The sequence below is a fragment of the Spirosoma aerolatum genome, from assembly GCF_002056795.1.
In the GTDB taxonomy this organism is placed as follows: Bacteria; Bacteroidota; Bacteroidia; order Cytophagales; family Spirosomataceae; genus Spirosoma; species Spirosoma aerolatum.
The window spans coordinates 3,167,066-3,186,585 of sequence record NZ_CP020104.1 but is presented as its reverse complement, the minus strand read 5'-3'; the positions used below and the strand labels follow the sequence as shown (position 1 = coordinate 3,186,585).

Sequence of the window (19,520 nt, the reverse complement as noted above, 5' to 3'; positions counted from 1 at the left end):
GCGCTTCTTTTCCTGCTTACTCCTTTACAGAGTGGTTTGGCCGATTCCTCTCTAAAGCGCTACATACAAAGTAAGGCCGGAGTGATTAATCAACAAAAAATTACAGGTAATTTATCGAATGTATCTGTTTAAACTTTCATACTTACGCTAATAATTAGTTGGTTTTTTGCCTCAGAAGTACAAAAAACACGCAGCTTTCACTGCGTGTCAAAAGATTAAACGGATTCTTTTTGATGTGATTTTATTGCCAACCTCCCCCCAATGAACGGTACAGATTGGTTAAGGCTACAAATTGAGCCTGCTTTGTATTGATCAGTGCCAGTTCGGCTTCCAGTACACTGCGCTGGGCAGTAATCACTTCCAGATAAGAAGCATAGCCATTGGCAAAGAGATCATTTGAAGTCGATACAGCCTGTTGAAGCATGTTTACCTCCTGCGATTTTAACTGGGCAACCTGCCGATAATTTTCAATACCACGCAAGTTAGTCATTACTTCGCCGAACCCCGTTTGAATAATTTGCTGGTAACGGAATAAGGATTCCCGGCTTTGAGCAACCGTTTGCCGATAATTCGCTTTTAACGAGCGTCGATTCAGAATAGGCGCCGATAGGCCCCCTAGCAAACCGGTGGCAATGGAAGCCGGATTGAACAGTACTGCCGTACGGAATGCGTTCAGACCCAGATAGGCCGACAGATTCAGGCTTGGAAGGAATTCAGCACGGGCAACGTCAACATCGATATGAGCCGCCTGTAACTCAAGTTCTGCCTGCTGAATATCTGGGCGCCGAACGAGCATCTGAGTGGGCAGACCGGCTACGATCTGACTCGGTAGCTCTCGCTCCTGTAAGGATTGGCCACGACGAATGGGTTGTGGGTAGCGACCAAGCAGTCGATTTAGCTGGTTCTCATTCTCAACAATCTGTTGCTGCACCTGCCCAAGCCGGCTTTTCGTATTGATCAGTTGGGCCGTAAACTGCTGGACAGCCAGTTCCGTAACCCGTCCAGCTTGTTTCTGAATACGCACCAAATCCACAGCCTTCTGCTGATAATCAATATTTTCCTGAAGAATTTCCAGCTCACCATCCAAGGCCAGGAGATTGTAATAATACCGGGCAATCTCAGCAACTAGTGCCGTAACAACAGCTTGTCGCCCTTTTTCAGACGCCAACACGCGGATATAAGCCGATTTTTTACGATTTCGGAGTTTGCCCCATATATCGATTTCCCAAGAACTGCGAGCACCTAGAAAATAATCGGGCGTAGGATTTGGCGTAAGTTGATTCCCCCGAATGTTTTCGGATAAGTTGGTGTCATAATTGCCTACGCCGGTCATGGTATACTCCCCATACCGATCAACCCCAGCCGATGCCACGGCATTGACCTGAGGAGCCAGAAAACCACGACTGTATTCAAAATTGGCTCTGGCCATCTCGATTCGTTGGGTGGCAATGCGCAGATCCAGATTACTGGTCAGGGCCGTATCGATCAGCTGTACCAGGTTATCGTCGGCAAAAAAGGCGCGCCAGCTTTGAGCTGCTATACTGGCCGAATCGGTTTGGGTTTGACGGGCGAATGAAGCAGGTACAGGCTGTTTATTGGGGCGCAACAGAGGTTTAGGAAGCTGACAGCTACCCAATAGTACCAACGCCAGTAGCAAAGGACTGCTCCGCCAGCGTAGGCTACGAACTGTGAATAACTTGACCATTGACTTGTTTTGGCGTAGATGAAACAACGTGTTGAGAATCTAAATCCAACGGATGCATATCCTCGTTATCTTCGTCATCGTCCGGCTTTGGACCGAAGCGTTTGCCCAGTCTGGCAAAGAAGACGAACAGACCGGGAATTAGAATCAGACCGAAGAGGGTGCCCGTCAGCATGCCACCAGCCGCTGCCGTACCGATGGATCGGTTGCCGAGTGCGCCCGCACCAGCCGCCATACAGAGCGGAACCAGCCCGGCAATGAACGCAAACGATGTCATCAGAATCGGCCGTAAACGTGAAACGGCTCCTTCCAGTGCGGCATCAATAATGGATGCGCCTTCGCGTTGGCGCTGGTTAGCGAATTCGACGATCAGGATGGCATTTTTCCCCAGTAAGCCGATCAGCATAACCAGAGCTACCTGCGCATAGATATTATTTTGGAGTCCGGCCAGTTGCAGAAAGGCAAACGATCCGAAAATACCGGTAGGCAGCGATAATAGAACAGGTAACGGCAGCAGCACACTTTCGTACTGAGCCACCAGCAGCAGATAAACGAATACCAGACAAATAGCGAAAATGTACACCGCCTGATCGCCCGACTTGACCTCTTCCCTCGACATCCCCGACCATTCGAACCCAAATCCTTTGGGCAGTTCTTTGGCCGCTACTTCTTCAACCGCCCGTATCGCATCGCCACTACTATAGCCCGGAGCGGCATCGCCATTGATCATGGCCGAGGTGTACATGTTATAGCGAGTAAGCTGCTCAGGTCCATATATCCGCTCCAGACTAACGAAGTTGGCATACGGCACCATTTCGCCCTGGTCATTTTTGACCCGCATATTCAATACATCTTCTGGTTTAACCCGGTAGTTCGGAGCCGCCTGTACCATAACTTTATACATCTGCCCGAAGCGGATAAAATTGGAAGCATAATAGCTCCCCATCAGCGTTTGCAACGTGCTCATTGCATTGTCGATCGAAACGCCTTTCTGTGATGCTTTTTGCTGATCGACGTGGAGCAGGTATTGGGGAAAACTAGGGTCGAAACTGGTAAAGGCATCGTTAATTTCAGGCCGTTTTTTCAATGCTTCAATAAATCCCTGAACCACTTTGTTCGTCTTTTGCAGATCGTCGCTACGGCTACGGTCCAGCAAACGCAGTTCAAAACCGCTGGAATTACCAAAGCCCGGTACGGTCGGTGGTGGGAAAAACTGAATACTGGCATCGGTAATACCTTTCGTCTCGTTCTCCAGTATTTTGATCAGATCATCGGTCGAAACAGTACGGTCGTCCCAGTGTTTGAGGTTGATCATGGCCATACCATACGACGCGCCTGCCCCATCGGTAAGGAGGCTATAACCAGCCAGCGTCGATACGTTTTCGACCGATTCCTGCCTGGAAGCTATCGCTTCAATACCATCCAGTACTTTCTCGGTCCGGTCAACAGTAGCACCGGCAGGAGTTGTTACGTTAACGTAAATCATACCCTGGTCTTCGGTAGGGATAAAACCACCCGGCAACAACTGAAGTATACCCCAGGTACCCAGCACAAACGCAAGTAACAATCCCCACGTAATTACGCTTCGACTAACTATTCGACGTAGCAACCGCTGATAGCCATTCGCCAGCGATTCGTACCCCCGATTGAAACGGGCAAAGAATCGCCCGAGCAATCCTTTTTTCTCGTGATGAACTGGGCGAAGTAGCAGGGCACATAAAGCCGGAGTGAGTGTGAGGGCATTGATACCCGAAATCACGATGGCGATGGCGAGTGTCAGCGAGAACTGCCGATAAAAAATACCGACTGGCCCCGACATAAACGCAACGGGAACAAATACCGCCGACATCACCAGTGTAATGGCGACAATAGCCCCGGCAATGTCGTGCATGGCAGCAAACGTCGCCTTACGGGGAGGCAGATGTTCTTCCTCCATACGTGCATGGACGGCTTCAACCACAACAATGGCGTTATCGACTACAATCCCGATCGCAAGTACTAACGCAAATAGAGTCAGCAGGTTGATCGAGAAATCAATGGCACTCATAAATGTGAACGTACCAACCAGCGCCACCGGAACCGCCAGCGCACAGATCAGAGTCGATCGCCAGTCCTGCAAAAAGAGAAAGACAATCACAAACACCAGCAGGAAGGCTTCCATCAGCGTGCGAATCACTTCATGAATCGAAGCATCCAGAAACCGCGACACGTCGTAAGCGTAGTTGTAGGTCATTCCCGCCGGAAACGACGTTTCTTTTAACTCGGCCATTCGCTGTTTGACGGCCGCAATCACATCGCTGGCATTGGAGCCTGGCCGTTGCTTCAGCATAATCGAAGCAGAAGGGCGACCATCGTTTTTCGATAGTACAGAATAGTCCAGTGAACCAAATTCAACGTCAGCTACATCCTTTAGAAAAAGTAATGAGCCATCCTTCTCGGTTCGAATAACCAGATTCTCGTACTGTTGTGGTTCAAAAAACTTACCCGTGTAGCGCAGCACGTATTGCAATACCTGCGGAGCTTTGTCGGCGGCTTCACCAGCTTTACCGGGAGCGGCTTCTACGTTCTGCTTCCGAATGGCATCCACAATCTCATTGGCCGATACATTATAGGCCGTCATGCGGTCGGGTTTAAGCCACACGCGCATGGAGTAATCGCGACTACCCATAATGGCGGCAAACCCAACCCCGTCGATTCGCTTCAACTCAGCCAGTACGTTGATGTCGGCAAAATTGTAGATAAATTTTTCGTCTACGGTAGGGTCATCACTGACGATGTTGAGGTAAAGCAACATACTATTGACCTCTTTTTCGGTCACGACCCCCGCCTTGATCACCTCCTCCGGTAACTCATCGATTACGGTCGTTACTCGGTTCTGTACGTTCACCGCTGCCAGATCCGGGTCGGTACCTACTTTAAAGAAAACGGTAATCAGTGTCGTTCCATCATTCCCCGAAATAGAGGTCATATAGGTCATGTTCGGTACCCCATTGATAGCTCGTTCGAGTGGGGTAGCTACCGCTTTTACGCATACGTCGGCACTGGCGCCCGTATATTTGGTTGTTACCGTTACCGAGGGCGGCACGATGTCGGGAAACTGCGTGACAGGCAGACCTGTTAGGGCTAATATTCCCAGCAGTACCAGCAATACGGAAATAACCGTTGATAATAAAGGCCGTTTAATGAATATATTGAACATCTTCTAAAGGGTTGTTGATGGTCAGTTAGTAGTCATTTGCTTCGCGTCATTCAGTGGTCATTGATGGCCATGGATTGTTCGAGTAGTCAATGACAATCAATGACTACCGAATGACGCGAAGCATATGCCGATTAATGAGCCGATGCGTAAAGAGCCTGTAAGCGTTTGGCGGGCAGTGCTTTCGGAATGATGGTCATCCCATCTTTGAGGCTCTGGATACCTTCGTATACGATTCGATCGCCCGCCTTCAGGCCCGTCTGGACGATATACATGTGATCGACCCGGCTCCGGGGTACAAAACTTCGGGTGCGGACTCTGTTTTTGGCGTCGACCACATACACGAAGTTTTTATCCTGTACTTCAAATACGGCTTTCTGTGGTACCAGAACGGCGTCGTCAACTTCTGTAGCGAGTCGGATTTTGCCGGTAGCGCCATGCCGGAGCAATCGGTTGGGATTCGGGAAACTAGCCCGGAACGCAATGGTACCGGAGTTACCTTCAAATTCGGTTTCGGTAGTTTCAATTTTCCCTTTGAACGGATATGGAGTATCGTCGGCCAGCAACAGATCGACCTCCCGAACAGTGGTTTTATCCGGGTCGCGCCGTTTTTTAATGAACGCCAGGTACTCTTTCTCCGAAACATGGAAATAGGCATACATTTCTCGCAGATCGGAAATGCTTGTGAGTAAGGCCCCTTCTTCGATCAGGCTTCCGCGTTTGAACGGAATCCGGTTAATAACCCCGTCGAAGGGTGCGCGGATGCTGGTCAGCGATACATGAAACCGGGCTTTCGTCAACGCTGCTTTAGCCGCATTAATGGCCGAGCGAGCCATTTCCATTTTCGCTTTAGCCAGCTTCAGTTCAGAAGGTGAAATGACATTTTTCCCGACCAGGAGCTTAACCCGTTCCAGTTCCACAGCCGCCGATTGCTCATCAGCCATCGCACTTTCCAGGCTGGCCTGCCCCCGATCAACTTCGACCTGATATTCGGTTGGATTAAGCTGAAACAATAACTGGCCTTTACGAACGGGTTGCCCTTCGTCGATCAGGATTTTATCCAGATACCCCGCTACCCGAGCGCGTACTTCCACGTTCTGCACCGCTTCCAGCTCACCCGTATAAAAGTGATCGAGTGTAGCATCCTGTTCCGTCAACTGAATAACGGGAAGTGTAGGAGCGGCTGTTTCCGACTTTTGCTCACTATGAACAGAACAGGCCGATAGGGTGATACCAATTAATAAACTGAGTAAACCAGCGCGAGTATACATAAAGAAGTTAGTCTAATTGACTAAACAAATGATTGGTTTAGTGACTGTTGCGTTTATTCTTTCAGCAAGAAGGTATACTCGACTAAGGAGCGGATTAAAAATTTCTTAGAATTTCCTTAGAGCCAGTTTAAATTGATAGCGAGCGTTTACAAACACGTTTTCTAAGAAGATTTTAAGGTTGTGCTAAGCTTTCTGTAAGTATTGACAGGGAAGTTTGTCCGTTAAGCCGCTCCTATTACGGGCGGCTAGCAATCCATGGACGAACATTCTCTAGCGACAATCCTGACGTTTATTGATTTTACTGAATCCTCGCTGAATGCTTTATCGGTTGCGAGCAGGCTCTGCCAACAGCACGAAGCACAACTACGGTTGGTCTACGTCTTAAAAGCCGACTATGGTCAGCATCCCCAGCCATCCGTAACGAATACGTCGATTGAGTACCTCCTTCGCGAAGGAGCTGATCTCATTCAATTACTGGCAACACAAACTGCTCAGTCATTTCAGATACATTGTACCAGTGCCTGTCGGCTCGGTAATAAATCCGACGAAATCGTGACGGAGGCTTCGTCAGTGAAAGCCGATCTGATTATTATGGGCACGCAAACGGGGTCGGATATGCAATCGTATCGAATGAACAACGACGCGTATCTAGTAGTAGAATCGGCTCATTGCCCGGTTCTGACCGTCCCTGACCGGAAGCAGTGGGCTACCTTTGAGCGTATTCTGTTTCCGGTCAGGCCGATACCCGGTGCTCTTGACAAATATGAGTTCGCCCGACGAATCATCCGAAAAAATAAAGCCTCACTCACTGTATTGGCGCTTTCAGCCCCCGAAGAAGTAATCAGTATTCGGGATTTGCAGGACATACTGACGGAATTGACCACCCGGCTGGACGATGATCAGGTGGTGAATCAAACCTTATTTTGCGCTACGGATTTAATGGCGGCTACGGTCCTAAAAAAAGCGCAGGAAATAAAGACCGATTTAATTATTATTACCGCTCAGCTTATTACAACGATGGACGACCTGCTGATTGGCCCGTTTACCCAGCAAATGATCCATAATGCGCAGGTGCCCGTCCTCTCTATCCGATCCGAAGCTGATCATTATCAGGCTGGGGAATTGAGTAGAATTTAAGAAATTTGTACTCCGTGTTATAGTTACACGATAAACTAATGATGCCATAAAAGCGTCCTTACGGGCCGAATTTTGGGAACATACTGGGTGAAGACATTGATAGCCATCGGCTTTTTTGTGCTGCTGCTCTACCACTGGATAGGGCTGCCATTGGCTGTACTTACCTTTGAGCAGAGTTATGAGTTCGCAGCCCCGGTGTCGGCCGATGATCAATGGAAAGTTGTCAAACTGCCTATTTCGCTCCCTTATACATCAGCCTGGGAAAACGCTGACGGCCACGAAGGTCTGATTCAGGATGGCGATGAGTTTTATAACATTGTCCACCAGCGATACGCCAACGACACCCTGTATACGGTACTGAAAACGAACCAGAATGCGAAAGAGCGTTTTTTCGATCTGGCCGAACAGTTACAGGAGATGAACAGCGATGATAATCAGACTTTTCCAAAAACGCCACTGGGTCGTCTGTTAAAATTGCTAAGCGAACGGTTAACCATTTATCTGCCCCCTACCTCCTGTTGCCTCATCCAGCCAGATGCTCAATCGCTGCAAGCCCGTACTGGCTACAGCACAATTCAACTGGCTTATACTGCCGTTGGTGTAGAAGCCCCGTCGCCCCCACCCAAACAATAGCCTGATTTTTAACGAATTTCCTCAATGAGCTCGTCCATGCACCCCGACATGGCGACAAGCTCCTTATTTTCTTTTGGGCATCCCACAATGAAGCCCTATACCATTCAGGCTATTTTATGAAACAACGTTTGATCCTCACTCTGCTACTGGGTTTACTGGCTTGTCAGCCCAGTGCTACCCCCGAACAATACAATCCGAAGGCATCGAATCCGCAATTATTTTACGATTGCTCGAAAACGCTGACGGATATCATGATCCATGATGTTTTTAAGCCCCCCGTTGCCAGTCGAATTTACGGATACACCTATCTGGCGGCTTATGAAGCTTTACAACCCGGTTATACGGGGTACTCCTCCTTAATGGGTAAACTCAACGGATCAAAAGCGGCTCCCCGACCCGATTCTAACACTGCCTACTGCTATCCAGTCGCCAGTTTGAAAGCGTTCATAACGGTAGGCCGGGCGCTTACCTTTTCGTCCGATCTGTGGGATAGTTTTGAGAAAACCTTCTGGCCCCGCTTAGAAGCCCTCCAGATTCCGGATGATGTGTATGATCGGTCGGTGCAGTATGGCGAACTAATTGCCAGGCATGTTTTAGAATACGCCAGCAAAGACCATTATAAAGAAACACGGGGCTTTCGGTATACGGTGACCAATAAGCCGGGAACCTGGGTACCTACGCCCCCGGCCTATGCCGATGCCTGCGAACCTCAGTGGAATACGGTTCGGTTGTTTACGCTGGACTCTGTCCGCCAGTTTCGTTGCCCTCCCCCAGCCAAATACGACCTGAATCGCAACAGTCCATTCTGGAAACTGACCGAAGAAGTATATACCATTGGCAAACGGCAGGATAAGACCGAACAGGCCATTGCATATTTCTGGGACGATAACGCCTTTGTGACCAACATCTCGGGGCATGTGATGTTTGCCAGCAAAAAAATGTCGCCGGTGGGTCATTGGCTGGCCATTGCAACGACTCTGGCCCGGCAGCAAAAACTGACGATGATCCAGGCTACTCAGCTATTTGCACTGACGTCCATTGCCATGTTCGACGCATTCATTGCCTGTTGGGATGAAAAATACACCTACATTCGAATTCGACCCGAAACGGTGATCAATAACACCATCGATCCGCAGTGGCGTCCTTTTCTGGAAACCCCGGCTTTTCCCGAATATGTGAGTGGGCACAGCGACATTTCGGCCGCAGCAGGCAAGGTCATCGGGCAGTTAGTTGGCAATAATGTTGCCTTTACCGATTCGACCGAGCTGCCATATGGGCATGGAGTTCGGTCGTTTACCTCCGTTGAAGCCGCCTATCAGGAAGCCTCGATAAGCCGGGTTTATGGGGGTATTCATTATCGGGATGGCGTTGAGGAAGGTACGGTCCAGGGAGAACATGTCGGACAGCATGTATTGCAGAAATTGCGCCCCCAATCGGCCATTGCTAAACGATAACCGAATCGAAAACCAATTGAACCGCAAGGGCGCAATAGACGCAAAGAATTAGTTCACCTTGCGTCTATTGCGCCCTTGCGGTTCAATGGAATCCTTGAAACAAAACCGCTACCGGAGATCAATGCTCTGGTAGCGGTAAGAATAAGGCATAATGAACCAACATAGAAAAAACAATTACTGAGAACCGGACGGTGGCGTAGCAATAGCGACCAGGTCTTTATTGTCGGGGAACCAGGTCAGTCCTTTTTGAAGCCATTCGTTGCGGGCAGCTTCATCTTTGGTGACCAGTTCGTTAAAGGAAATGAGGTATTTGAAGGCCAGCACCAAGTCATTTTTATAGCGAGTTCGTTCTTCGGGTTTATCGGCTATCATATTGATAAACTGCTCAAAATACGGTTTCGCTTTCCCATTCCGCACAGCCTCTTCAGGGGCATAGGCGTAATAATTCGCTTTGGCCCGGTACAGAACCGTAGGCGCATAGTCGGGAGACCCTTGCTGCGCCAGCGCCAGCGCCGAATCGGCCAGGGCAAACCGGACGGTATCGCGAGTAAGCTTCCCTAAGCTATCCCGTTGAAAGCCCAGCGTATAATTGCTCATGCCGTAGCGGAACAAATCCTGAACGTCGGCTTTGAAGCCATGCTTAGCGGCTGAATCGAGCGCGGCAACAGCTTCGGGGTGTTTTTTGGCTCGGTAATAATAGCGGGCAATATCGCTGTACAGGTTTTCGCTGGTATCGGCAGGAGCTGCTTTTTCCAGATAAAGCACACCCAGCGAATCGTCGTCCGTTGCTTCGGTTGCCAGATAGGCCTGCCCAAGGTATTTATAATCGTCGGGCATAGCTTTTTGCGGAGCTTTTTCCAGGAATGTATTCAGATTTTCGATGGCTTTCTGTGGCTGTTTCAGCGATGAATACGCCCAGCCTTCAATCCGGTACACAATTGGGTTTTGGCCCAGGGCCGTTCGGTTACTGTCGATCAAGCTGATGGCCCGTTGATAATCCTTCGCCAGGAAATGAAACTGTGCCTGCCGAAGCAATGATTCCTGCCGTTTATCGTTCGATACGTTTTCATATTGATCGATGTAGCTGGCGGCTTCCTTATACCGGTTGACCAGGAAGTATAATTCGGCCAGCTGGTTATAGGCTGGCGCATAGTTAGGGTTGGCCTCTATGGCTTTCTTGTAATTCTCAACGGCCAGATTCAAGTTGCGGCCCTGCCAGTAGATGTCGCCAATACGCTGATACACGCGCGAGGGATTCATACCTAATTCAATGGCACTTTCGTAGCGTGATACAGCCGTACCTGCGTCCCGATTCTGGTAATAGGCATCACCCAAAGCTAACTGAATAGCCGGGTTTTTCTTGTCACGGTCGGCTGCCCGATTAAGGAAATCGATAGCTTTGGCCGTATTGACAATGCGCGGATAAATAGGTTTGATAGATCCATTTCCTGGTGTCAGATAACCCGTATAGGCCTCCCCAATCCGATATAGAATCTCTGCGTTTTTACCTTTGCTTTTCGAAACAACCTCGTCAAGTTTGGGCTTGGCATTCGCGGTATCCTGTTTGACCAGATACGTTAAAGCAGCCCCCGTCTGATTCAGCGGCACACGCTTTTCATCCATCGGGATGCCTTTCTCAAACCAGATTCTGGCTGAGTCGGGCTGACCGGTTCGCAGGTACCCATAGCCCGTTTCGAAATAGGTTTGAGCAGACGGGTTTTGTTGTACGTTCTTTAGTAAAAGTTGTTTGGCCTCATCAAATCGGCCCAGGTTGAGTAAGGTATTCGCATCAGGGGGCGTTGTTTGGGCTAGTGCTATACCAGCCGGCGCAGCCGTCAGCGTAGCGAGTACCATGGCTAATTGAACATGCGTTTTCATAATCGTCGTTGTTTTAGGAATTGTGTCAATCCACTCGTTCTGGATTGCTTTTCTAAACTACAACGGAGGATTAAGAGCGGGCTTAAAGATTGCTTAGAATTGCCTTAGAAGGGCTTTTTATGATCGTATGCCTACCTGTTCGACAGCGCAAATGACCCGTTCTGCAACCCGATTGTCGGTGGTTTGAACAGGCAGCAATCCACTGGGATTTAGGTTCCAGCCATCGACAGGTTCGCTGTCGTTTAGGTTCAGTTTACAGCCGCCACATCGTCGGATGTCATCAGGTTTGTTTTAAAAGTAAGCGGTTCCCTAGATTGACGTATTGACTGATTTAGAACGGCTCATCGCTTTCAGAAGAACCAGAAACTATCCCGCAACCGAAACTCAACGGTGCCCAGGAAAGCTTCCCGGGTATAGATCGAGGCTCGGTACAGACCAGCCCGCCAGGTGTTGGCCGGACTGATCTGAAAGACAATACGCTGGGGAACCTGGGTGAACGATACCATTTGTGCAGCATGAACGGGTATAACATCGTTCAGATCAGGCAGTTCGACAGTTGTTGTTCGAATGGCAGGTATCATCGTTTCCCCTTTTTCATCGGTCAGGCTTAAAAAAACTTCCTGGCGCCCCTCCAGTTGAAGCTCAGCCGGAACCATACACGAAATAAGCAGGCTACGTGTTTTCCTGGCTTTGGCCGTAACCTTTGTATTGGCTTTTCGAGGTTCAACCAGAAAGGCGTTGCCCGTGAGCGTTGTGCGCGGAACTTTGCCCGCCATATCGGTAGTCAATTTCCTTACTTCCTGCTCCAAATCCTGATTCTGGCCAATGAGCAGCTTATTGGCATCCGTCAACCAGCCAATCTTATCCCGCGACGCTGCCAGTTGGTTCTCCAGACTATCGCGTATAAGGGCTAAGGAATCGCCTTGCTGTTTCAGCAATCGAATCGAGTTTGTCTGACTAAGTCGGGCTTGTTGAACTTTGTCTAGCTGTTGATCTTGCCGACTTAGCATGCTGTGGAATTGATTCAGCCGTTTGTCGAAATAGACTTTATCGTCGGCAGCCGTTTCAAGCTGACTCTTCAGATCGCGGATATCATCTTCGAGATGGAATTTGACTGACAGTAAAGAGTCTGCCCGTAATTCAATCTGATTATAATGAGTAGCCCAAACTCGATTGGTTCGCCAGTAAAGGCCACCAGCCAACCCGACAACGATAAGCAGCGCCAACGTCCAGGCCAGATTACTTGAATTGTGTCCAGTTTCCTGCATAAGTGGGTTGTTTAAGAATGGATAAATGGATGCTCAAAGCTCCGTTGGCCTGGTTACAGACGACTTAAAGAGATATTAGAATTTGCTTAGACCTGTGGGTTTCGTAAATCAACTCGATCAAAACAGCGTTACCTATTCAATAAACCTGTTTATAGCTGCATGCTTCCTAAATTAACTCGGTATGCTCTTGTGCTGGACTGGCTGGACCAGCATCTCATTCGCCGATTGTATACCGAACGGGTTCGTCGGGTCATTTTACAAAGCTTACCGTTTTGGGTGGCGTCGTTGCTGGTTGGTCTGGTAGCTGTTGGCTATGAAGAATTGTTTCTTTGGGCCGAACGAATCAGCTTTACGTGGTTGAGCCGACAGCCCTATCTGGTATTTGTCCTGACGCCCCTGGCCTTCGTAATGGCCTGGCTCACCGTTAGCCGATTAGCTCCAGCGGCACGGGGAAGCGGTATACCTCAAGTAATGGCCGGTATCGAATTATCAACCCCAAAAACACACGGGCGTCTTGCGTATTTACTTAGCCTACGAGTTGCTCTCGTAAAGGTACTGAGCAGTGTAGTGCTTTTACTTGGTGGAGGGGTAATCGGCCGTGAAGGGCCAACCATCCAGATTTCGGCGGCTATTTTTCGGGCTATTAACCGTTTACAACCTGCCGGATGGCCGCAACTATCCCGGCAGATTGCTTTAGTCACCGGAGGAGCGGCCGGGCTGGCGGCTGCGTTTAACACCCCATTGGGAGGGATTGTATTCGTCGTCGAAGAACTCACCCAAACGCATATCACCCGCTTCCGAACGGCCGTTTTTACGGCCGTCATCATTGCCGGAATGACAGCCCAGGCGATTCTGGGACCCTATCTGTACCTTGGTTTTCCAAAGATTACCTCAACAACAGGCTGGTTTTTAGGGATAGTCGTACTTGTGGCGATCTTCTGTGGGCTGGCCGGAGCTGCTTTCGCCAAAGTGCTGTTGTGGGCCAATACCTACCGCCGACGGTTTACAACGCTACCTGCCCAGGCGGGTTGGGTAGCTGGTTCCGGGCTGCTCTTAGCCGCACTGGCCTTCTGGGTTGGCACGGATGCATTTGGCACCGGAAAGCCTATCATTAACCGTTTACTGTTTCAAAACGACCATCTGACTCCCTGGTATCTGTTTCCGGTTCGCTTTGCGGGTATGACCCTTAGCTACTGTAGCGGGGCAGCCGGAGGGGTCTTTGCTACATCGCTTAGCGCGGGGGCTATCCTTGGCGATGGCTTGTCCCGACTGGTTCACGTGCCCCCTTCCGATACGAACTTAGTGATTCTGGTCAGCATGGTTAGTTTCCTGACGGGCGTTGTGCGATCACCCTTTACGGCCGCCATTCTGGTATTGGAAATGACCGACCGCCATTCGGCAATTTTCCAGTTGTTGCTAGGTGGACTTATGGCCCAGGGAGCAGCCTCACTGATAGACCCGGTGTCGTTCTATGAGCACCTGAAAGCCGGTTTCGTGACTGAAGCCCTGGCGCAGCCCGAGTCGGAACCTTCCCAGCAAACGTCCGAGGAAATCCAGGCAGACTAACGACCAGACTACTCGCCAAGGTTAATGAGTAAACTGATCCATTATACGACTAGGGAGACGTGGGATATAATCTTCGGATTAGCCGTTCCATCGTTAGCCCCTGTCCAATTACGGAGAAAAGCACAACCGCATACGTAATGGTAACCAGTAAGTCCTGGTTCGGAAGGTTGATAGGAATGGAAAGCGCCATGGCAATAGACAAGCCGCCCCGCAAACCACCCCAGGTAAGCATGACTGGCGCGTATTTGTCCAGATTAAGCCATCGATGGGCTACTACAAAGGGGAACCAGATCGATAAAAACCGGGCGCTTAGCACCAGTATGATAACGGCGGCACACAGGGGCCAATAGGCCATACGGAAATCGATTAGTAGAAGCTCGACACCCATCAACACGAAGAGTATGGCATTCAGGATTGAATCCAGTAGCTCCCAGAATTTATCAACATATTCTTCGGTGACATCGCTCATCGCTTCACCACGGGCTTTACCTCCCATCAGTAAGCCCGCTACGACCATCGCTAATGGCCCGGAAATATGAAGTTTTTGCGCCAAAAGATAGCCCCCCATAACTCCTGCTATTGTAATGAGTACTTCTGTTTGGTAATGATTGATCGACCGTACTAACCGAAATAGCCCATAGCCCAGAATCAGGCCAAACAGGATTCCTCCTCCCGCTTCTTCCAGAAACAACAAAGCGATGGTGCCCGCACTGATGCTTTCCATACCATCGACAGCAATCCGATAGATGGACGCAAAGACAACTACCCCTACACCGTCGTTAAATAGCGATTCGCCTACGATATTGTATTTTACGTTCTCTGGTAGTTTAAACTTGGCCAGGATGCCCAAAACGGCAATGGGATCAGTGGGAGAAATCAGCGCACCGAACAGTAAGCACAAGGGCCATGAAATCGCAAAGCCAAACCATCCTGCTAACCCATAAAGCCCTAGGCCGATGAGGGCAGTACTGATCAGGACGCCAACCAAAGCGAATAAGATAACCGATCTACGAACCTGCCGAAGCTGATCGATATTCGTATGAAATGCCCCCGCAAACAACAGGAAGCTGAGCATGACATCGAACAAAACCCGGCCAAAATCAATTTGAACCACTGCTTGCCGGACCTCGGTGAACCAGACAGGGCGAATCGTATTCAACCCAATAAGCAAGGCCGAAAAAGCCAGCGAAAGCACCATAATGCCAATAGCATCGGGCAATTTCAACAGCCGGGTATTCAGGTAAGCAAAGAGCGCCGAAGCAACAATCAGTAAGGTAGTCAGGGTAAATAGATCCATCGACAAAGCAGAATTACACAAGGATACATTAACTTTTGATTAAAAACCAGGTTGATTTAACTAATCCCTTAACCCACTACACGAAAATGATTACTGAAAATCAAAACAACCTCCGAGCAAACCGCTCTGACGTGTCTGCTCAGTTTAGTCGAATTCTTCGTGAACGATTTAGCCTGGACGAGGATAAAGCTGACGAAGAAGCCATAACGCAGTCGATCAGTAAAGGCATTGAATTTCGCGGAATTAACCTTTGGACACTCATTTTTGCCATTTTTATTGCATCCATCGGGTTGAATGTTAATTCGACGGCTGTTATTATCGGAGCCATGCTCATTTCGCCACTAATGGGCCCGATTATGGGCATCGGTCTGGGTATTGGCATTAATGATCTGACGCTGATCCAGCGAGCTATCAAAAACATCAGCATTGCCGTCTTTATCAGCCTACTCACCTCGACCATCTACTTTTTAATCAGTCCACTACACATTGCACAATCCGAACTGCTGGCTCGTACATCACCTACCGTTTGGGACGCCTTTATTGCTTTTTTTGGTGGGCTCGCCGGGATTATTGCCGGATCGCGCCGGGAAAAAGTAACGAACGTGATTCCGGGAGTAGCCATTGCTACGGCCCTGATGCCCCCACTCTGTACGGCAGGGTATGGACTGGCAACCGGCAATTTCTATTACTTCGCCGGAGCTTTTTACCTGTTTCTGATCAACTGCATCTGTATCAGCCTGTCTACATTCCTGATGGTGCGCTTTCTGAATTTCCATAAGAAAGAGTATCTATCCCCCGATGTTGAGCGCAGGGTTCGAAATACTATCTGGATAGCCGTCCTGATCGTTATTGTACCCAGCACGTACCTCGCCTATCAGATTGTCCGTAAAACCATCTTCGAGCAATCGGCCAAACGGTTTGTGTCCAACGAATGTGAATTCCAATACCGGCAGGTCATTAATTATGCAGCCCGGTATAATCGCCAACAGAGTAAGCTGGAACTAACCCTAGTAGGCGAGCCGCTACCAAAAGACTCCATTAATGAACTGAAGAACAGAATGGTGGCTTATGGAATCCAGGATGCTCAACTAGTGATTAAACAGGGGAGTTTTAAAGATACCGAGGTCGATATGAACGCGATTACAAATACCCTGGCCGACCAGATGATCAAATACAGTCAGGGGGCCATAGCCCGAAAAGATCAAACCATCGACTCACTTCAAAACTACATCAGGCGAAATCAGATTGCAGGTCTTCCAGTAGCTGACCTTCGTAACGAGCTCAAAACACTTATGCCCGATGTACGCACGTTTACAGCGACCAAAGCTCTGGTGATGAACACATCCAGTAGCCGACCCGACACGGTTACCCTTGTTTATGCGCAGTTTTCCCGGAAACATAAACCTACCGAAAAACGCCGAATCGAACGCTGGCTGCAGAGCCGCACCAAAAGCAAAAAAGTTAAACTACTGATCGAATGACGTAGTAGTTCGACAACCGGTTAGTGCAATAAGCGCGGAATATCGACGTACCAGGCCAGAAACAGGGTCAACAAAAACAGGGCGCACATCAGAATAAGCAGCCAATCGGGCTGAGGTGGCCGATCATCGTTGAACAAAGGATCGTTCGTCGGTCGTTTTCGGGTTGGCGTTGCGGGCCCTGGTGGGAAAAAAGGGGTATAAGGATGTGTTGTATGGATCATGTGTCTGGTTTATTTACAGCTAAGGGTAAGTTAGTAAACAACCAAATCTGCCTTCTTCGAATTAGTATTCGCTGATAAACTCCTTAGAATATCCTTAGAAACGGGTGGCTATTGCCGGGGAAGAATAATACTGAATACGGTCGGTTGACCTGCCGATGAACTGACCTGCACATGCCCCCGATGCAACCGAACGATACGTTCTACAAGCGACAGACCAATCCCATACCCGCGCACCTCAGCCGTTTTGCTGCTTCGGTAAAAGGGCTCAAAAATATACGGCAAATCAGCCGTAGGGATTGGCTTCCCCTGGTTCTGGATGCGGATGGTAACAGCGGCATCCTGGAAATCTACATTTACCTCTGCCCTACCATCATCCGAGAATTTACAGGCGTTTTCAGTCAGGTTTTTCAGGGCTGTTTCCAGCAACGTTTTATTGCCCTGAACGGATAATTGATCAGGCTCTTCGGGCAATGCGCCGAGTTGAACCGTGACAGCATACAATGGATTGATGGTTTTTACCTGGGCACGCACATCCCAAACAATTTCATCAACGCGAACTCGATCGGTCAGTAAGCTAACAGCATCATTTTGGTTTAGCTGTGAGAGTCGAAGCAGTTCATGCGTTAAACTGGCCAACTCAGTAACATCCTGCAACACGGAGCGAATGGTCTGCCGATAGGCTTCAGGGCCTCGCTCATTCAGCAGGCTAACTTCCAGTTGTGAACTGATGAGGGTAAGCGGGTTTTTAAGTTCATGCGACACATTGGCGACAAACATCCGTTGCAGTCGAAACGATTCGTTGACTCGGTCCAGCAGTTGATTGATGGTTTGCGATAAACGGCTTATTTCGTCATTGTCGTGGTGCAACGGCAATCGTTCGTCGCGGTTTTTGGGAAAAATGGCATTGAGTGTGCGGTCCATAGCCTGCACCGGGCGTAAAGCATCGTCGGCAAAAAACCAGCCTGAAAAAGCCGTAATAGCTACAATCAGGCAGAAAAGGCCCGTCAGCGACCAGAGTAACCGCCGTAAAAATTCATCGCCGTACATGTTCTCCGCACTGGCAATGACTACAAATTGGCCAGATGCCGTCATGAACCGGGTACCAACCACATAGTACTTATCCTGGCGGAATGCCTTCTCCCGAACCTGACGAATATCGCTCAGTATAGCTTGAGGAAGGGGTAGTGTAATCGCTTCGTTAGTCGATAAAATAATGGAATCCCGCTGGTCGAACGCAATGATCTTTTGGTTGGGTAGCTGATCTTTCCGAATTCGGGTCAATTGCCGAATCAGATCAGTATTCAACCGATGCCGAATCAGCATATCACCAATTGTGTTGGCTTTCCGATCGAGTCGACGGTAAAAGTCCGACGAAATGAAATACCAGCAAAAGGCGTATATACTCACAAATGCCAGCAATAAAATACTGGAAACCAGTCCGGTAAAGCGTATCGTCAAACGGTTTCGAATAGTCATAGGGCGTGGGGCGTGGGGCAGGGAGCGAGGAGCAAGGTATTACGGCCCTCAAACGCCACCTCGCTCCACGCCCCAACCTCCCTGCTCATTCTTCCTTAAACATGTAACCCATGCCAAACTGGGTATGGATCAGCTTCTTAGGGAAGTCTTTATCGATTTTTTTGCGGAGGTAGTTGATATAAACTTCGACGACATTGGTCCCCGTGTCGAAATTCAAATCCCAGACGTGTTCGGCAATGGCCGGTTTGGAAAGTACCCGTCCCTGGTTACGCATCAGAAACTCCAGCAACGCAAACTCCCTCGCCGTCAGATCAATCGGTTTGTCGTCGCGGGTAACGGTTTTAGCATCCAGATTCATTTCGATACCTCCATAGCGTAAGGTCTGGGCGGTCATGGCAACCTGCGTACCCCGCTTGGTCAGTGCCCGAACTCGGGCCAGTAACTCAGTAAACTGGAAGGGCTTGGTTAGGTATTGATCGGCTCCGGCATCGAAGCCCATAACCTTATCATCCGTTTCGCCCAGTGCCGTCAGAATCAGAATGGGTGTAGTAAGTCCTTCAGCCCGAAGCTGACGACAGAGTTCATAGCCATTAAGACCAGGCAAAATCAGATCTGTAATTATGGCGGCATAGTTGTTTTTTAACGCCAACCGTTTGGCAATCAATCCATCATAGGCAATATCGACCTCAAACTGGCTTTCTTCCAGTCCCTGTTGAATGGCCTGAAGTGTCTTGGCCTCATCTTCTACTACTAATAGTTTCATAGCTCAATAGACCACCGATGAGCAGCCTGTATGAAGTAGTAAACCACGAAACGAATTCATTGGTTAAAACTCTTCCATTTAATTCACTGACTAACAATAGCTTACACAATTCTAATTAAATTCTAAGGTCTGTTTAAGTAATTCCTTATTCGTTGCCACCACTTTGCCCCTACAAAG

14 protein-coding genes are annotated in these 19,520 nt (G+C 49.1%); 5 read left to right on the top strand and 9 right to left on the bottom strand.

Translation table 11 applies throughout. The features are described from left to right. Positions 1 to 241: 241 nt before the first annotated feature. The 3 genes from B5M13_RS12865 to B5M13_RS12855 form a co-directional block, all read right to left on the bottom strand. The gene (locus B5M13_RS12865) at positions 242 to 1,705 is read right to left on the bottom strand and encodes a TolC family protein (protein ID WP_080056048.1); all 1,464 of its coding nucleotides are present in this window, start codon (positions 1,703 to 1,705) and stop codon (positions 242 to 244) included. Continuing rightward, positions 1,680 to 4,901, bottom strand: a complete 3,222-nt coding sequence (locus B5M13_RS12860) for an efflux RND transporter permease subunit (protein ID WP_080056046.1) — start codon at positions 4,899 to 4,901, stop codon at positions 1,680 to 1,682. The genes B5M13_RS12865 and B5M13_RS12860 overlap by 26 nt, the downstream gene beginning before the upstream one ends. Before the next feature lie 131 nt (positions 4,902 to 5,032). Next, complete coding sequence (locus B5M13_RS12855; RefSeq protein ID WP_080056045.1) at positions 5,033 to 6,169, bottom strand: efflux RND transporter periplasmic adaptor subunit; 1,137 nt, start codon at positions 6,167 to 6,169, stop codon at positions 5,033 to 5,035. 255 nt (positions 6,170 to 6,424) lie between these two features. Between B5M13_RS12855 and B5M13_RS12850 the strand changes: the two genes are divergently transcribed. From B5M13_RS12850 to B5M13_RS12840, 3 genes are all read left to right on the top strand, one after another. Further along, the gene (locus tag B5M13_RS12850) at positions 6,425 to 7,306 is read left to right on the top strand and encodes a universal stress protein (protein WP_080056044.1); all 882 of its coding nucleotides are present in this window, start codon (positions 6,425 to 6,427) and stop codon (positions 7,304 to 7,306) included. 87 nt (positions 7,307 to 7,393) lie between these two features. Further along, entirely contained in the window at positions 7,394 to 7,939 is a 546-nt protein-coding gene (locus B5M13_RS12845; RefSeq protein ID WP_080059911.1) for a hypothetical protein, read from the top strand. Positions 7,940 to 8,055: 116 nt separating this feature from the next. After that, positions 8,056 to 9,393, top strand: a complete 1,338-nt coding sequence (locus tag B5M13_RS12840) for a vanadium-dependent haloperoxidase (RefSeq protein ID WP_080056043.1) — start codon at positions 8,056 to 8,058, stop codon at positions 9,391 to 9,393. A 174-nt stretch (positions 9,394 to 9,567) separates the two neighbouring features. On the opposite strand, the gene B5M13_RS12835 is transcribed toward B5M13_RS12840, so the two are convergent. Further along, positions 9,568 to 11,271 (bottom strand): tetratricopeptide repeat protein, encoded by a 1,704-nt coding sequence (locus tag B5M13_RS12835; protein ID WP_080056041.1) that lies wholly within the window; start codon positions 11,269 to 11,271, stop codon positions 9,568 to 9,570. Between the two features lie 350 nt (positions 11,272 to 11,621). Further along, positions 11,622 to 12,539, bottom strand: a complete 918-nt coding sequence (locus B5M13_RS12830) for a coiled-coil domain-containing protein (RefSeq protein WP_080056040.1) — start codon at positions 12,537 to 12,539, stop codon at positions 11,622 to 11,624. Between the two features lie 159 nt (positions 12,540 to 12,698). On the opposite strand from B5M13_RS12830, the gene B5M13_RS12825 reads away from it, so the two are divergent. Next, on the top strand, positions 12,699 to 14,105 hold the full coding sequence (locus tag B5M13_RS12825; protein ID WP_080056039.1) for a chloride channel protein: 1,407 nt from the start codon (positions 12,699 to 12,701) through the stop codon (positions 14,103 to 14,105). 49 nt (positions 14,106 to 14,154) lie between these two features. Here the strand turns inward: B5M13_RS12825 and B5M13_RS12820 are convergent, their stop codons facing one another. After that, a complete protein-coding gene (locus B5M13_RS12820) occupies positions 14,155 to 15,402 on the bottom strand; it encodes a cation:proton antiporter (protein ID WP_080056038.1) in 1,248 nt (415 codons plus the stop codon). An 86-nt stretch (positions 15,403 to 15,488) separates the two neighbouring features. Between B5M13_RS12820 and B5M13_RS12815 the strand changes: the two genes are divergently transcribed. Continuing rightward, entirely contained in the window at positions 15,489 to 16,883 is a 1,395-nt protein-coding gene (locus B5M13_RS12815) for a TIGR00341 family protein (protein ID WP_080056037.1), read from the top strand. 20 nt (positions 16,884 to 16,903) lie between these two features. Here B5M13_RS12815 and B5M13_RS12810 read toward each other — a convergent pair whose 3' ends face one another. The 3 genes from B5M13_RS12810 to B5M13_RS12800 form a co-directional block, all read right to left on the bottom strand. Further along, entirely contained in the window at positions 16,904 to 17,104 is a 201-nt protein-coding gene (locus B5M13_RS12810; protein WP_080056035.1) for a hypothetical protein, read from the bottom strand. Positions 17,105 to 17,212: 108 nt separating this feature from the next. After that, positions 17,213 to 18,580, bottom strand: a complete 1,368-nt coding sequence (locus B5M13_RS12805) for a HAMP domain-containing sensor histidine kinase (RefSeq protein ID WP_080056034.1) — start codon at positions 18,578 to 18,580, stop codon at positions 17,213 to 17,215. 85 nt (positions 18,581 to 18,665) lie between these two features. Continuing rightward, entirely contained in the window at positions 18,666 to 19,343 is a 678-nt protein-coding gene (locus tag B5M13_RS12800; protein WP_080056033.1) for a response regulator transcription factor, read from the bottom strand. Positions 19,344 to 19,520 lie beyond the last annotated feature (177 nt).